The sequence below is a fragment of the Pseudomonas sp. LG1D9 genome (genome assembly GCF_002949995.1).
Lineage (GTDB): Bacteria > Pseudomonadota > Gammaproteobacteria > Pseudomonadales > Pseudomonadaceae > Aquipseudomonas > Aquipseudomonas proteolytica.
Genome location: NZ_CP026881.1, coordinates 4,970,218 through 4,984,128, shown reverse-complemented (window position 1 = coordinate 4,984,128; position 13,911 = coordinate 4,970,218). Strand labels below are relative to the sequence as shown.

At 63.2% G+C, this 13,911-nt stretch carries 13 protein-coding genes; 6 read left to right on the top strand and 7 right to left on the bottom strand.

Annotated features, from left to right (window positions below; all coding sequences use genetic code 11):
• The first annotated feature begins 96 nt into the window (after positions 1 to 96).
• Positions 97 to 348: a type II toxin-antitoxin system HicA family toxin gene (locus C5F71_RS23320; protein WP_029293161.1), complete on the top strand. Its 252-nt coding sequence runs from the start codon at positions 97 to 99 to the stop codon at positions 346 to 348.
• On the top strand, positions 345 to 710 hold the full coding sequence (locus tag C5F71_RS23315) for a type II toxin-antitoxin system HicB family antitoxin (RefSeq protein ID WP_029293163.1): 366 nt from the start codon (positions 345 to 347) through the stop codon (positions 708 to 710). The genes C5F71_RS23320 and C5F71_RS23315 overlap by 4 nt, the downstream gene beginning before the upstream one ends.
• A gap of 1 nt (position 711) precedes the next feature.
• Here the strand turns inward: C5F71_RS23315 and C5F71_RS23310 are convergent, their stop codons facing one another.
• Positions 712 to 1,884, bottom strand: a complete 1,173-nt coding sequence (locus C5F71_RS23310) for an MFS transporter (RefSeq protein WP_029293165.1) — start codon at positions 1,882 to 1,884, stop codon at positions 712 to 714.
• Between the two features lie 142 nt (positions 1,885 to 2,026).
• Between C5F71_RS23310 and C5F71_RS23305 the strand changes: the two genes are divergently transcribed.
• Positions 2,027 to 2,611, top strand: a complete 585-nt coding sequence (locus C5F71_RS23305) for a TetR/AcrR family transcriptional regulator (protein WP_104912054.1) — start codon at positions 2,027 to 2,029, stop codon at positions 2,609 to 2,611.
• A gap of 80 nt (positions 2,612 to 2,691) precedes the next feature.
• Here C5F71_RS23305 and C5F71_RS23300 read toward each other — a convergent pair whose 3' ends face one another.
• The 4 genes from C5F71_RS23300 to C5F71_RS23285 form a co-directional block, all read right to left on the bottom strand.
• A complete protein-coding gene (locus C5F71_RS23300; protein ID WP_104912053.1) occupies positions 2,692 to 4,215 on the bottom strand; it encodes an MDR family MFS transporter in 1,524 nt (507 codons plus the stop codon).
• Positions 4,205 to 5,356, bottom strand: coding sequence for an HlyD family secretion protein (locus tag C5F71_RS23295; RefSeq protein ID WP_092235435.1), 1,152 nt, complete (start codon positions 5,354 to 5,356; stop codon positions 4,205 to 4,207). Before C5F71_RS23295 ends, C5F71_RS23300 begins: the two co-directional genes overlap by 11 nt.
• Entirely contained in the window at positions 5,353 to 6,831 is a 1,479-nt protein-coding gene (locus C5F71_RS23290) for an efflux transporter outer membrane subunit (protein WP_104912052.1), read from the bottom strand. Before C5F71_RS23290 ends, C5F71_RS23295 begins: the two co-directional genes overlap by 4 nt.
• Positions 6,832 to 6,945: 114 nt before the next feature.
• A complete protein-coding gene (locus C5F71_RS23285; RefSeq protein ID WP_029293175.1) occupies positions 6,946 to 7,692 on the bottom strand; it encodes a helix-turn-helix transcriptional regulator in 747 nt (248 codons plus the stop codon).
• A gap of 162 nt (positions 7,693 to 7,854) precedes the next feature.
• On the opposite strand from C5F71_RS23285, the gene C5F71_RS23280 reads away from it, so the two are divergent.
• The gene (locus tag C5F71_RS23280) at positions 7,855 to 8,655 is read left to right on the top strand and encodes a glucose 1-dehydrogenase (protein WP_104912051.1); all 801 of its coding nucleotides are present in this window, start codon (positions 7,855 to 7,857) and stop codon (positions 8,653 to 8,655) included.
• Positions 8,648 to 10,474, top strand: coding sequence for a glycoside hydrolase family 15 protein (locus C5F71_RS23275; RefSeq protein ID WP_104912050.1), 1,827 nt, complete (start codon positions 8,648 to 8,650; stop codon positions 10,472 to 10,474). The genes C5F71_RS23280 and C5F71_RS23275 overlap by 8 nt, the downstream gene beginning before the upstream one ends.
• 589 nt (positions 10,475 to 11,063) lie before the next feature.
• On the opposite strand, the gene C5F71_RS23270 is transcribed toward C5F71_RS23275, so the two are convergent.
• Positions 11,064 to 12,032 (bottom strand): GlxA family transcriptional regulator, encoded by a 969-nt coding sequence (locus tag C5F71_RS23270; RefSeq protein WP_104912049.1) that lies wholly within the window; start codon positions 12,030 to 12,032, stop codon positions 11,064 to 11,066.
• A 90-nt stretch (positions 12,033 to 12,122) separates the two neighbouring features.
• On the opposite strand from C5F71_RS23270, the gene inhA reads away from it, so the two are divergent.
• Positions 12,123 to 12,803, top strand: coding sequence for an isonitrile hydratase (gene inhA, locus C5F71_RS23265; RefSeq protein ID WP_104912048.1), 681 nt, complete (start codon positions 12,123 to 12,125; stop codon positions 12,801 to 12,803).
• 124 nt (positions 12,804 to 12,927) lie between these two features.
• On the opposite strand, the gene C5F71_RS23255 is transcribed toward inhA, so the two are convergent.
• Entirely contained in the window at positions 12,928 to 13,557 is a 630-nt protein-coding gene (locus tag C5F71_RS23255) for a LysE family translocator (protein WP_104912047.1), read from the bottom strand.
• Positions 13,558 to 13,911: the final 354 nt, after the last annotated feature.

Here is a 13,911-nt window from a genome sequence, read left to right as displayed (position 1 = left end):
GGCGTTACATCAAAGCCGGGAGAAGTCCGCAAAGCGGTCCTATCATTGACGCACAACCGTATTTGCAACTACATTTAGTTACACGCAGGGAACGCCGTGTCCAAAAATGAAAAGCTGCTCGCCAAACTGCTCAACCTGCAGATGGCATTCACCTGGCCTGAGCTCGTCACATTGCTGGGCTGGCTGGGTTATCGACAAATCGAAGGGGCTGGGAGCCGCGTCAAGTTCGACATCGGCGACCCGAGTGCAATGATCACCTTGCACAAGCCCCACCCTGGCAATGAGCTGAAACACTACATTCGGCGCCAGATCATTGAACAGTTGGAATCAGGAGGCTTGCTTCAATGAGCAACCAGTTGAAATACAAAGGCTACATCGGCTCCATAGAAGCCAGCGTCGAGGACAATTGCCTGTTCGGCAAGCTGCTGTTTATCCGCGCCCTGGTCAGCTACGAAGGCCAGACCGTGGCCCAGTTGGAAGCCGCCTTTCGCGAGGCAGTGGAGGATTACCTGGCTACGTGCCAGACCTTGGGCCAGGCACCAGAAAAGCCCTGCAAAGGCTCATTCAATGTACGGGTCGGCCATGATCTGCACCTGGCCGCAGCCCTGGCGGCGACGCAGAAAAAGGTCACGCTCAACGACCTGACGCGCCAGGCCTTGAACGAGTTCCTGCGTCATCATGCGGCAGACAGTCACCCCGCCCTGGGGTGACTTAGCCCAGGCGGCGGTAGCCCAGCACGGCGGCCGCCAGCACCACCGCCCCGGCCACCAGCGCCACCCAGAACCCGCTGGGGGCGCCGAATTGATCGATCATCCAGCCGGAACTTGCCGCACCGATGGCCACGCCGATGCTCAGGCCGGTGATCAGCCAGGTCATGCCTTCGGTCAAGCGGCTGGGGGGGACGACCTGCTCCACCAGCGCCATGGACACAATCAGCGTCGGCGCAAAAAACAGCCCGGACACAAACACCGCCAGCGCCAGCCCAAGGATATCCCCCACCCACAACAACGGCAGCGTGGTCAACGCCGTGGCCAGGCCACAGAGCAGGAACTGCCGGGGCAACGGCATGTGCAATTTCAACGCACCAAAGGCCAGCCCCGCCAGGCACGAGCCAATGGCATACACCGACAGCACAATACTTGCGGCTGCCGGTTGGCCCTGATGCTGGGCAAACGCTACGCTGACCACGTCCACCACTCCGACAATGGTGCCCATGGCCATCAGCAGGATCATCAGCACCAATACCGAAGGCTGGGTAATCAACCAGCGGCCCTGCTGCTCAAGCTGCGCGTGAATCGCCGGTTCAGTCTGTTTTTGCAGGACGAAGGTGGTCACGCCGACCGCCAGCAAGATCGCCCCCACCAGCGGACCGGCTTCGGGAAACAGCAGCACGCACAGCCCTACCGATATCGGTGGCCCGAGGATGAAGCACACCTCGTCCAGCACCGACTCCAGGGCAAAGGCGGTTTGCAAGCGGGGCTGGCCACGGTAGATCTCGGTCCAGCGCGCACGCACCATGGCCGACATATTGGGCATGCAACCGGCCAGGGCGGCGAAGATAAACAGCGTCCAGTCCGGTGCCTGCAAGCGGGTACACAACAACAGCATCAACAGCGCGCCCCCGCCAATCATGGCCGCCACCGGCAATACGCGGCCCTGGCCGTAACGGTCTACCAGCCGTGAAACCTGCGGCGCGCAAAACGCCGTAGCCAAGGCAAAGGTGGCCGCCACTGCGCCCGCCAGCCCATAACCACCGCGGACCTGGGACAACATGGTGATCAACCCGATACCGGTCATGGAAATCGGCATGCGCGCGAGCATGCCGGCCGATACAAAAGCCCTGGAACCTGGCGCCTGAAACAGCTCGGCGTAGGGGTTTGCCATGGTGCGTGTCCTCTTGCTGGGAGCCCTGGAGCTTGCCATTCAAGGCAATCCGGGCGAAATATATACGGTGCGTATGTGACAAATCATGAGTAACATACGCAGCGTATGTCAACTACCCACCTGACCAGGACGAGCATTTTCCATGAGCCGAGCCCGCGCCGAGATGATCGAAGAAACCCGCGCCCGCTTGCTAGCCAGCGCCCGCCACGCCTTTGCGACCCAAGGCTTTGCCCATACCTCCATGGACGATTTCACCGCGCGCGCCGGCCTCACGCGGGGGGCGCTGTACCATCACTTTGGCGACAAAAAAGGCTTACTGGCAGCGGTGGTCGCGCAACTCGACAGCGAAATGGATGAGCACCTGCAACAAATCAGCGCCCAGGCCGCAACCCCCTGGGAGGGTTTTTGCGAACGCTGTCGCGCGTATTTGCGCATGGCCCAGGATCCGGAAATCCAGCGCATTGTGCTGCAAGATGCGCCGGCAGTGCTGGGTGCTGACGTCGGCGCCCAGCAGCAATGCATCGAATCACTGCGTCGGCTCCTGGAGGAATTGATGCAGGTCGGATTGATTGAACAGGCCCCCAGCCTGGCGCTGGCCCGATTGATCAATGGCAGCCTGGTGGATACGGCGCAATGGATTGCCCATGCCGAACGCCCGGATGAATGCCTGGAGCAAGCGCTGCAAGGCTTGGATTTGCTGCTTCGGGGGTTGAAGCCTGTGGCCTGAGCCCCTAGCCTGTTGTGGAGAGGGGACAAGCCCCCTCTCCACAGTTGGCCCCTCACCACAACTACCCCTGAAAACGAGGCTCAGGTTCGCCGCAACAACAGCGCCGCCACCGCACACAACGTCAGCGCCACACACGCCAGGTAGAACGCATCGCTGTAAGCCATCAAGAAGGACTGGTGCCGTACGCCCTGGTCCAGCAACCCCAGCACCTGCTGGTGCTGCGGCCATTGTTCCTGCAGCAAACCGCCGCCCGGCAAGCGTTGTTGCAAGGCCGGCTCGAAAATGTTCAGCGATTCACCGATCCGCGCCGAATGCACCTGCTCGCGCACCACCACCAACTGTGCCAGCAAGGCCGTACCCACTGCGCCGCCCAGATTACGCAACATCGAGAAGACCGCCGAGGCCGAGCCAGACTCGGCCTTGGCCAGCCCATGCACCGCCAGCACCGACAGCGCCACCATGATCAATGGTTGGCCGATGCCGCGCACCACGATCGAGGGGATGATCACGTTACTGGCGCTGTCGGCCGACAAATGCGCGCCCATCCAACAGCCCAGGGCCATGATCGCGAAACCTGAAGCCACGAGGATTTTCGCGCTAAACCACTTCATCAGCCGCGGCAAAAACGGCGCCAGCACCAGCTGCACCATGCCGTAGGCGATCAGGCTGATACCAATTTCGCTGGCGTTGTAGCCCTGCATCTGGGACAGGTAGTTGGGCACCAGGAATACCAGGCCATAGGTGCTGGCACCGAAGATAAACATCGCCACGCTGGCTACGCCAAAGTTGTAGTGCGCCAACAATCGCAGGTTGATAAAGCTTTTGCTGCCCCACAATTGGCGACCGATAAACCCTGCCAGCCCGACCACCGCCGCCAGGCTCATCCAGACAATAAAGGCCGAGCCGAACCAATCCTTGCGCCCGCCCTCCTCCAGCACGATCTGCAACGCGCCCAGGCCCAGCACCATGCACGCGATGCCCAGCCAGTCGCCTTGGCGCAACAACCCAAGGTTCATCGGCTGGCGATCGATGGACCAGGCCACTGCCGCCAACAGCGCGATGCCGGGGAACAGCTGCAGGTAGAAGATCCAGCGCCACGAATAGACATCGGTCAACCAGCCACCAATAGACGGCCCTGCGGCCTGGGCCACGCTGTTGGCCAGGCTGAACAGCGCCATGCCCAGCGGGATCTTGCTGGCGGGCAACTCGGTAATGATCAACTGGAACGACAGCGGAATCAGCACCGCCCCCGCGGCCCCTTGGATCACACGGATGATGATCATCACCGGCAGGTTCGGCGCCATCGAACAGGCCACCGAGGCCACCAGAAATACCCCGGAGCCCCACAGCATTACCCGCCGTAACGAGAACACCTGCACCAGCCATGCGGTGAGCGGGATCATGATGATTTCCGCCACCAGGTAGGCCGTGGAAATCCACGATCCCTCCTCAAACGTAGCCCCCAGGGCCCCTTCGATTTCCGGCAACGCGGCACTGGTGACATGCACGTTCATGCCAGCCATGAAGCAACCGAACAGACCACCGATCACCGCGACCCAGGCGCGAAACGATACCGTCGAAGTGCTGCGCTCATCAGCCGCCATGGGAACTGTCCTGCTGGCGGGCCGGACGCGTATCCACCGTGGCGATCACCGACATTCCCGGCAAGATCGCGGGGCCGTTGACCTCGTCCGCGACCAGGCGGATCTTCACCGGAAAGCGCTGCACGATCTTGGTGAAATTGCCGGTGGCGTTGTCCGGCGGCAACAAGGCGAACACCGCGCCGGAACCGGGGGCGATACTTTCCACCTGGCCGCGCCAGCGCTGGCCGGCAAAACTGTCCACCGCAATATCCACCGATTGCCCCGGCGCCATGTGCTGCAACTGGGTTTCCTTGTAATTGGCGATCACATAGGCCTGCTCCACCGGCACCACCGCCAGCAACGGCAGGCCGGGCATCACATACTGCTGGCGACGGACCTTGCGCTGGCCCACGACCCCGTCGAACGGCGCGCGGATTGCTGTGTCATTCAAGGCATTGCGGGCCAGGGCCAGATTGGCCTGGGCCTCGCCCACCCGGGCCTGGGATTCGGCGATGCGCGCCTGGGCCTGTTGGCGACGCGCCTGCAAGACTTGGCACTGCGCCTGCTGCCGGGCCACTTGGGCACGGGCTTCGGTCACCGCCGCCAGAGCCTTGGCCTGGCCGGCACTGGCGGTTTCCAGGCGCTCACGGGTAGCGATCTGCTGGTCCACCAGATCGCGATAACGCAGGTAGTCCAGGCGCGCACGATGGGCCTCGGCCTCGTTGCTATGCAAGGCCGCCTGGGCCTGGGCGATGCGTTGCTGCTGCTCGGCCAGCCGCGCGTCCAGGGTATGCAGGCTGGACTGGCGCGCCGTCGCCGCTGCCCGGGCTTGCTGCAACTTCGCCTCGGAGCTGCGCAACTGCTCGATAAAATCCCGGTCATCCAACTGCACCAGCACATCGCCCGCCTTCACCGGCTGGTTGTCCTCCACCAGCACCTGGGCCACGTAGCCGGCGATGCGCGGGCTGACCGCCACCCAGTCGGCACGGACGTAGGCATCGTCGGTCTCTTCAAGGAACCGCCCCCACTGCCACCAATACCCGGCAAACAGCCCCAGCCCCAGCAGCGTCGCCAGGGAGGCGCCTGTGAGCAGTGCGCGGCGATGGCGTTGCATCAAGCTGGGAGTGGATTGCAGGATGGCGGGTTCAACAGCCTGGTTCATGGCTTGGCTCCAAGGGCAGCAAGGGGTAAGGGTTGAGGTTGATCGTCACGTTGCCAGCCGCCACCCAGAGCCTGGAACAGGTCGATCTGGCGGTTGACCAAGCGCAGGTCTGCCTGGGCCAGAGTGGCCTGCAGGCTGACCAGGCTGCGCTCGCTGTCGAGCAATTGCAGGGCATCAAGGGCACCGGCCCGATAACTGCGGGTGGCCAGTTCAAACGCCTGCTGGCTGTTGTCCAGCGCGGCTTGCAGGGCCTGACGACGCTGCTGTTCGCCCTGGTACAGCGCCAGAGCTTGTTCGACCTGTTTCAAGGCGCTCAGTACCGTGCCGTCGAAACGCGCCTGGGCCTCGCGCGCCTGGGCCTGGCGCTGGCCCACCCGGGCCTGGGCGACGCCGCGGTTGGGAAAGCGCCAGGACAACAACGGCCCCACGGAATACACCAGCGCCTCACTGTCCCCCAACTTGCCCAGGCTGCTCGCCGAAGACTCAAGTGCAGCACCGAACGTCACTCGCGGGTACAACTCGGCGCGTGCGACGCCAATGGCCAGCGTGGCCGCCTGCAATTGGCGCTCGGCACGCCGGATATCGGCACGCCGTTGCACCAGCGCCCAGCCGTCCCCCACGGGCAGCGGCGCCTGCAATTGCGGGGGCTGGGCACAGCTGTTTCGGGCCACGTCCTGGGGCCGCATGCCACTTAGCACCGCCAATTCATACAGTGCGGCCTGATGGCGGGCAGTCAACATGGGCAACGGCGCACGGGTTTCTTCCAGCAGGCCATTGAGGCGCGCCAGGTCCAGAGCGGTGGCCGCACCGGCCTGCTGCAGTTTGCGAGTGACTTCGACACTGCGCTCCAACACCTGCACCGAATGACGCTGCACCTGGCTGCTGAAGGCATAGACGCAAGCCTGGCCATAGGCCCGCGTGGTTTGCGCGGCCACCGTCACCCGCCACTCGTCCTCCAGCGCCCGCGCTGCCTGCGCATCGGCGCGGGCGGCAGCCAGGCGGTAACGCACCTCGCCCCACAGGTCCAGGGTGTAGCTCAGGGAGAATCCGGGAGCATGGCTCCACTCGGCATCGGCATGTTCACCGGTGGCCTGGGCCAGGGTCTGGTCGTCGCGGCTGCGGCCATAGCCCACGCCGTAGGTCAGCAAGGTCGAGGGCTGGCGCTGGCGGTCGACCTGCTCCAGGCGGGCCAGCAGCGCATCGACGTGCGCGGCGGCGGCCTCAAGGTCTTTGTTGTGGCGCAAGGCCTGCTCGACCAACAGGTCCAGTTGCCGGTCGCGGTAGAGCTGCCACCAGCGCTGGGGCAGCGCCTGGGTTGCCGACCCGCTGGACAATTGCGGTATCGCCTGGGCCGCCAACGGCCCTGCAGGTTCATCGGGCAGGCCGCTGCATCCGGCCAGCGCGCCCAGCAGAAGCAGCGTCAGGGCTGCCGGGAATCGATTGCTAGTGGGGGGATGAACGACAAGGCTGGGCATCACAAAGCTCGCTGAAGAATGAGCTTTGCAGATTAGGCATGCGCCCTGGCGGATTCGCCCGCGCCAGGGCCATGTATCGTCGCCAAATGGACAATAGGGTTACATGAAGCAACATCAGGCCCCGGGGCGGAAATGACTCGGCGGATACCCCAGCGAACGACGGAACATCGCACTGAACGCGCTGGGGCTTTGATAACCATGTTCCAGCGCTACTTCCAGGATGGAGGCGCCCTGGGCCAGTAACTTCAGGCTCAACGCCAGGCGCGCACGCTTGCGCCATTCGCCAAAGCTCATGCCCAGCTCGCGCTGGAAAATCCGGCTCAGGGTGCGTGCGCTCATGTTCAGGGTGTCGGCCCAGGACTCCAGGCTGCTGTCATCGGCCGGGTTGCGGATGAACCGCGTACATAACCTGGCCAGCCGTGCGTCGCCGGGCACCGGTACGTGCATCGCCACCACCGGCGCGGCCAGCAACTCCATGCGGATCAACTCCACCATCGCCAGCAGGCGCGGGTTGTTGACCTGACCGGCGATCAGTGTGGCGGCCACGATCAGCTCCCGCAACAGCGCGGACACCTCGATCACCTGGCACGTGCGGCCAAGGCTAGGCTCCACCTCAGGCATGAGAAACAAGGTGCGCATGTGCACCTCGCCGGCCATGCGAATTTCGTGGGGCGTCCCGGCGGGCACCCACAACGCGTGCCCGGACGGCACCAGCCAACTGCCCTGGGCCGTACTCACCACCATTACCCCGGTGACGCCGTGAATCAGTTGCGCCTGGGTATGACAATGGGGATGGACCACTTCGTCGTTGCGGTAGTTGTCGGCATAAGCCTCAAGCCAAGGCCGGGGCGCAGTTGTCATGGGCAGCGTCTCACGTCGTTAAGCCAGTGATTCTAACCAAAAGCCCAATGGCGAAAACGATAGATATAGACAGCCATCGTCGCATTTCGGACAAGCCACTGAACTTGTGCCGCGCACCGTCAGTCAGCTCAATGGACTCCCGCAATAACGGTTGGGTGGACAATGCGCATCTCGTTGGAACAACAAGTGGCCGTGGTCACCGGCGCCAGCTCCGGCATCGGCGCGGGCGCCGCCAGGGCTTTGGCCGCGGCCGGCGCGGCGGTGGTGGTGAACTACAACCGTCAGGCAGAGCCCGCCCAGGCCCTGGCGGCGCAGATCAACCAGAGTGGCGGCCGGGCCCTGGCCATCGGCGCCGATGTGTCCCGGGAGGACGATGTCGAGCGCCTGTTTGCGCAGACCCTCGACGCCTTCGGTCATCTAGACATTCTGGTGGCCAATTCCGGCCTGCAAAAAGACGCCGCCATCAGCGACATGACCCTTGAGCAGTGGAACACGGTGATCGGCGTCAACCTCACCGGGCAGTTCCTCTGCGCCCGCGCCGCCCTGCGCATTTTCAATCGCCAGGGCGTGCGAGCAGGCGTATCCCGGGCCGCCGGCAAAATCATCCACATGAGCTCGGTGCACCAGTTGATCCCATGGGCCGGCCACGTCAACTACGCCGCGTCCAAAGGCGGCGTCGAGATGTTGATGCGCAGCCTCGCCCAGGAAGTCGGCCACCAACGGATCCGCATCAACGGCATCGCGCCGGGGGCGATCCGCACGGCCATCAACCGCGCCGCCACCGAGGGCGATGCCGAGCAGGCGCTGCTGAAACTGATCCCCTATGGCCGCGTCGGTGACGTCGAAGATGTGGCCAACGCCGTGGTCTGGCTGGCCAGTGATGCCTCCGACTATGTGGTGGGCAGCACCTTGTTTATCGACGGCGGCATGAGCCTCTACCCGGAGTTCAAAGACAATGGTTGATCTGAAAAACGAAGCTCAAAGCGCCATCGATGCCCACGGCATCATCGGCGACATGCGCAGTGCGGCACTGATCAACGACCAGGGCAGCATCGACTTTTTCTGCTGGCCGGAATTCGACAGCCCGTCGATCTTCTGCTCACTGCTGGACTCCCCCGCCGCCGGGATCTTCCAACTGACCCCGGACCTGCCCCAGGCGCGTCGGGAACAGATCTATCTGCCGGACACCAATGTCCTGCAAACCCGCTGGTTGAGCGATGAAGCGGTGGTGGAAATCACCGACCTGCTGAGCATCAGCGACGACGTCGACGACCTGCCCCTGCTGATCCGGCGTGTGCGCGTGGTGAGCGGCAAGGCCACCCTGCACATGCGCTGCGCAGTGCGCCATGACTATGCCAGGGCACCCACGCGGGCCACGGCCGATAACGCTGATGTGTGCTTCAAGGCACAGGGCCTGCCTGGCCTGCGCCTGGCCAGCAGCCAGCCTTTGCAGATCGACAATGACGCCGCCGTCGCCTGCTTTACCCTGGACCAGGACCAAGGTGCCGAATTTGTCCTGGGCGGCCTGGACGATGTGCGCGTCGACAGCAGCGGCACCGACCTGTGCCTGCAGCACACCCTGGCGTTCTGGCGCGGCTGGCTGGCCCAGTCCAACTATCGCGGGCGCTGGCGGGAAATGGTCAATCGCTCGGCCCTGACCCTGAAGTTGCTGACCTCACGCAAACACGGCGCGATCCTCGCTGCGGCCACCTTCGGCCTGCCGGAAGCCCCCGGCGGCGAACGCAACTGGGACTACCGCTACACCTGGATCCGCGACGCCTCGTTCACCGTCTACGCCTTTATGCGCCTGGGTTTTGTCCAGGAAGCCAATGACTACATGCGTTGGTTGCGCGGGCGCGTCAGCGACTGCTGCGGGCAGCCGATGAAAATCAACATCCTGTATGGCATCGACGGCCGCCAACAGCTGCCGGAAACCGAGTTGACCCACCTCAGCGGCCATGGCGGCGCGCAACCGGTGCGCATTGGCAACGAGGCCTTTGACCAGGTGCAACTGGATATTTTCGGCGAACTGATGGACGCGGTGTACCTGGTCAACAAGTACGGCGAAGCCATCTCCCATGAGGGCTGGAAACATACCCTGGAAGTGGTGGACCAGGTGTGCGAGACCTGGAACCAGAAAGACGTCGGCATCTGGGAGATGCGCGGCGAGCAACATCACTTCCTGCACTCGCGCCTGATGTGCTGGGTCGCCCTCGACCGCGCGATCCGCCTGGCCTCCAAGCGTTCGCTGCCGGCACCTTTTGCCCGCTGGGACCAGACCCGCCAGGCGATATATGAAGATATCTGGAGCAACTTCTGGAACGAGGAACGCGGGCATTTCGTGCAGCACATCGGCAGCACCGCCCTGGATGGTTCGATGCTGTTGATGCCACTGGTGCGCTTCGTGGCAGCCACCGACCCGCGCTGGATGTCGACCCTGGAGGCCATCCAGAAAAGCCTGGTGCGCGACGGCATGGTGTACCGCTATCGCAATGACGACAGCCAGATTGATGGTCTGCAAGGCACTGAGGGGGCGTTTACTGCCTGCTCATTCTGGTATGTCGAATGCCTGGCTCGCGCAGGCCAAGTGGAAAAGGCCCACCTGGAATTCGAACAACTGCTGCGCTATGCCAACCCGCTGGGGTTGTATGCCGAGGAATTCGACAGCCAGGCGCGACACCTGGGCAACACGCCACAGGCCCTGAGCCATTTGGCGTTGATCAGCGCGGCGACGTTTCTGGATCGTAAGTTGAGTGGAGAGAAAACGGTGTGGCAGCCTTGATCCTCTGGTTTTACAGCGCTGGGCTCACTGGCTGTGGCGAGCGGGCTTGTCGTGGCGAGCGGGCTTGCCACAATAAGTGTGCTTGCCATCAGAATTTCAACTTAAACCAGGCAACGGATCGCAAGCTGAGTGCAGAGAAAACAGTGTGGCCGCCTTGATCCGCTGGCTTTACAGCGCTGCAGCTTACTGGCCGTGGCGAGCGGGCTTGTTGTGGCGAGCGGGCTTGCCCCGCGCTGGGCTGCGAAGCAGCCCCAAAACCTGTTTTCGCGATCTGCCTGAGGGAACTCGGTGGCCCTATTGGGGCTGCTTCGCAGCCCAGCGCGGGGCAAGCCCGCTCGCCACAGCAAGCCCGCTCGCCACAATAAGCCCGCTTGCCATTGGCATCGCAGAACCTCGACTTCTTTCATAATCGGAAAAAGCCAGGTATATACCGCTCCTCCTGTGTTCAAGGAAGAAACATGATGCCCGATAATGCTCGGCTGTCCCCCATTCTCTCCATCCTCATCCACGTACCCGACTGGCGTGCCGCGACCGACGGGTATGCGGCCGCCTTACCTGGTCACTGCTGTCACACGAGCATTGAGCTGACTCAAGCCGGCGCCGAAAACCGCTTGCGGTAAACCTGCGGGGTGATCGACAAGGCGCGCAGAAAACTGCGGCGCATGGTCTCTTCGCTGCCAAAACCACATTGTGCGGCGATGCGCTTGATCGCTACGGCGCTGTCGGCCAGTTGCCGGCGTGCGGTTTCCACGCGGATCAGCTCGACTGCTCGCGCTGGAGTCTGCCCGGTCTCGGCACGGTAATGGCGCACGAAGCTGCGTTCGCTCATGCCGCACGCCGCCGCCAGGGTCGGGATGTTCAAGTCCAGGTGCAGGTGTTCGGCAATCCACGCGTGCAACTCGCTGAAGCGGCTGCCGCCCTTTTGCAGGGACAGGGTGACGCTGAACTGCGACTGCCCACCGGGGCGCTTGAGAAATACCACCAGGTGCCGCGCCACCTCCAGGGCGACCGCGCGGCCCAGGTCCTCTTCCACCAGGGCCAGGCACAAATCGATACCGGCGGTGACCCCCGCCGAGGTCCAGACCGACCCCTGCTGGATAAAAATCGGATTGGCCTCGACCTGCAGACTCGGGTATTTGCGCGCCAGTTCCTCGCAGCGCGTCCAGTGGGTCGCGACACGGCAGCCGTCCAGCAGGCCGCTGGCAGCCAGCAGGAAGGCGCCGGTACACACCGACGTCACGCGCCGTGAGTGCCGGGCTTTATCCTGCACCCAGGCCACCAGATCCGAGTCTTCGGCCGCGCCATACACTCCCCAGCCGCCGGCGATCACCAAGGTGTCGCAGGGCGTCTCGGCGCCAGGCAACGGCTCGGCCACCAAGGCCAGGCCGGCAGAGGTCATCACCGGCTCGGCCTGGGCGGCAATCACGTTGACCGCATAGGGCAACGGCAAACCCTGTTGGCGCGCCAGGTCGTTGGCCGAGGCAAACACCTGCAAGGGGCCGGTGACGTCAAGCACCTGCACATTGGCAAAGGCGAGTACATGGATGATTTTCGGCATGATTGGCGTGATTCGTGGGCTCAATGGCGTATGCGCCAAAGCCTAGGCCACTAGAGTGAAGCCGTCCATCCTCTTTCCTGGAGTTTCACCATGACCTTGCAGATCGGCTTTGTGTTGTTCCCCGGCATCCAGCAACTGGACCTCACCGGCCCCTACGACGTGCTGGCGTCATTACCGGATGTGAAGCTGCACCTGATCTGGAAAGACCTGGCGCCACTGACCTCCAGCAGCGGGTTGGTGCTCAGCCCGACCATCACCTACGACGACTGCCCGGTGCTGGATGTGATCTGCGTACCGGGCGGTTCAGGGGTAGGACCGTTGATGGAAGATGAGCCGACCCTGGGCTTTCTGCGCCAACAATCCCAGACCGCACGCTATGTGACGTCGGTGTGTACCGGCTCGCTGGTATTGGGTGCGGCGGGCTTGCTGCGCGGGCGGCGGGCCACCACGCACTGGGCCTATCACGACATGCTGGCCACCCTGGGCGCGATCCCGGTGCAGGAGCGCGTGGTGCGCGACGGCAACCTGTTTACCGGTGGCGGCATTACGGCGGGGATTGATTTTGCCCTGACCCTGGCCGCCGAGTTGTACGGCGAGGCGGCCGCGCAACTGGTGCAACTGCAACTCGAATATGCGCCGGCCCCGCCCTTCAACGCCGGGCGGCCAGACACCGCACCACAGCCTGTGCTGGACGAGGCCAACAAGCGCACCGCGCAATCACGCAAGACCCGCGGCGAAATTACCGCACGGGCAGCGGCGCGGCTGGGCTAAAGGCCGAACTAGTGTGGGAGCGGGCTTGCCCGCGATGGCGTCATGTCAGTCACCGAATGTTTTGGCTGACCCACCGCTATCGCGGGCAAGCCCGCTCCCACAAGGAGATACACCTGCGCGCCATTTACACCGTGCGCGGCATCAACGCCAGGCGCACGGCCAGCACCGTCAACACCGTGGCCAGCCCCCATTTTTGCAGGCCTGCGGTCTTCTCACTGCCAGCAAAAAACCGGCTGATCGCCCCGCCAAAAATTCCCAGCACCGCGTGAAACACGCCCGCAATCAACGTCAGGACCAAGCCCAATTGCACCAATTGCAGGGCAATGGGACCGGCCTCGGGCTTGACGAATTGCGGCAGGAACACCATGAAAAACAACAGCGCCTTAGGGTTGAGCAAGCTGTTGAGCATGGCGCGCATAAACACCCCGCCCAGGCGCACCCGCACAACCTGGGCGGTGTTCAGGGACGGCTTTTTCTGCAAGGTCTTGAACGCCAGCCACAGCAGGTAGACCACGCCGGCATAGCGAATCAAGTCAAAGGACGGAGGCCAACTGGCCACCAGGGCGGTGACGCCGGTCGCGGTCAGTGCGGTCAGCAGCAGGTCCGCCACGCCGATCCCCAGGCCGGCCGCCACCCCACCCCGCCAGCCGTAACTCACGCCATGGCTGATGACAAAGGCCATGTTCGGCCCGGGCGACAGCAACAACAGCAGCACAGAACCAGAGAAAACCGCCAGGGTTGCGAGATCGATCATGCTCAACTCATCCGCCAGGGAAAGCCGTAGATTAGTCCTACCTCAGCCGCCGATGCCAGCGCAGGCGATACCGGCCTTGAAGCCATAGCTGTGGGAGCCGGCCCAAGGTTCAGCCCGCGCCCTTCCTACATTGCGTCAAAAAAGGGATTTCCCTCCCCGCAGGAAAATTCCCGTTTTTGTTCCTACACTCCAAAAAGCCATCACTTATTCTCGATAAATCTGAGAACCCCCACAAAACATGTCAACAAACCGTCACAACAAGAGTATCTTATGAAGCTCGACGGCGAGAACCCTGATAAAAGTCAAAACCTTGACGAACCTATCAGAAGGAGCCATCATTTAGACATTATCGAG

Coding starts and splice junctions, on each gene's coding strand:
- C5F71_RS23315 (WP_029293163.1), top strand. CDS start 345: ATGAGCAACCAGTTGAAATACAAAGGCTACATCGGCTCCATAGAAGCC.
- C5F71_RS23310 (WP_029293165.1), bottom strand. CDS start 1,884: ATGGCAAACCCCTACGCCGAGCTGTTTCAGGCGCCAGGTTCCAGGGCT.
- C5F71_RS23305 (WP_104912054.1), top strand. CDS start 2,027: ATGAGCCGAGCCCGCGCCGAGATGATCGAAGAAACCCGCGCCCGCTTG.
- C5F71_RS23300 (WP_104912053.1), bottom strand. CDS start 4,215: ATGGCGGCTGATGAGCGCAGCACTTCGACGGTATCGTTTCGCGCCTGG.
- C5F71_RS23295 (WP_092235435.1), bottom strand. CDS start 5,356: ATGAACCAGGCTGTTGAACCCGCCATCCTGCAATCCACTCCCAGCTTG.
- C5F71_RS23290 (WP_104912052.1), bottom strand. CDS start 6,831: ATGCCCAGCCTTGTCGTTCATCCCCCCACTAGCAATCGATTCCCGGCA.
- C5F71_RS23285 (WP_029293175.1), bottom strand. CDS start 7,692: ATGACAACTGCGCCCCGGCCTTGGCTTGAGGCTTATGCCGACAACTAC.
- C5F71_RS23280 (WP_104912051.1), top strand. CDS start 7,855: ATGCGCATCTCGTTGGAACAACAAGTGGCCGTGGTCACCGGCGCCAGC.
- C5F71_RS23275 (WP_104912050.1), top strand. CDS start 8,648: ATGGTTGATCTGAAAAACGAAGCTCAAAGCGCCATCGATGCCCACGGC.
- C5F71_RS23270 (WP_104912049.1), bottom strand. CDS start 12,032: ATGCCGAAAATCATCCATGTACTCGCCTTTGCCAATGTGCAGGTGCTT.
- inhA (WP_104912048.1), top strand. CDS start 12,123: ATGACCTTGCAGATCGGCTTTGTGTTGTTCCCCGGCATCCAGCAACTG.
- C5F71_RS23255 (WP_104912047.1), bottom strand. CDS start 13,557: ATGATCGATCTCGCAACCCTGGCGGTTTTCTCTGGTTCTGTGCTGCTG.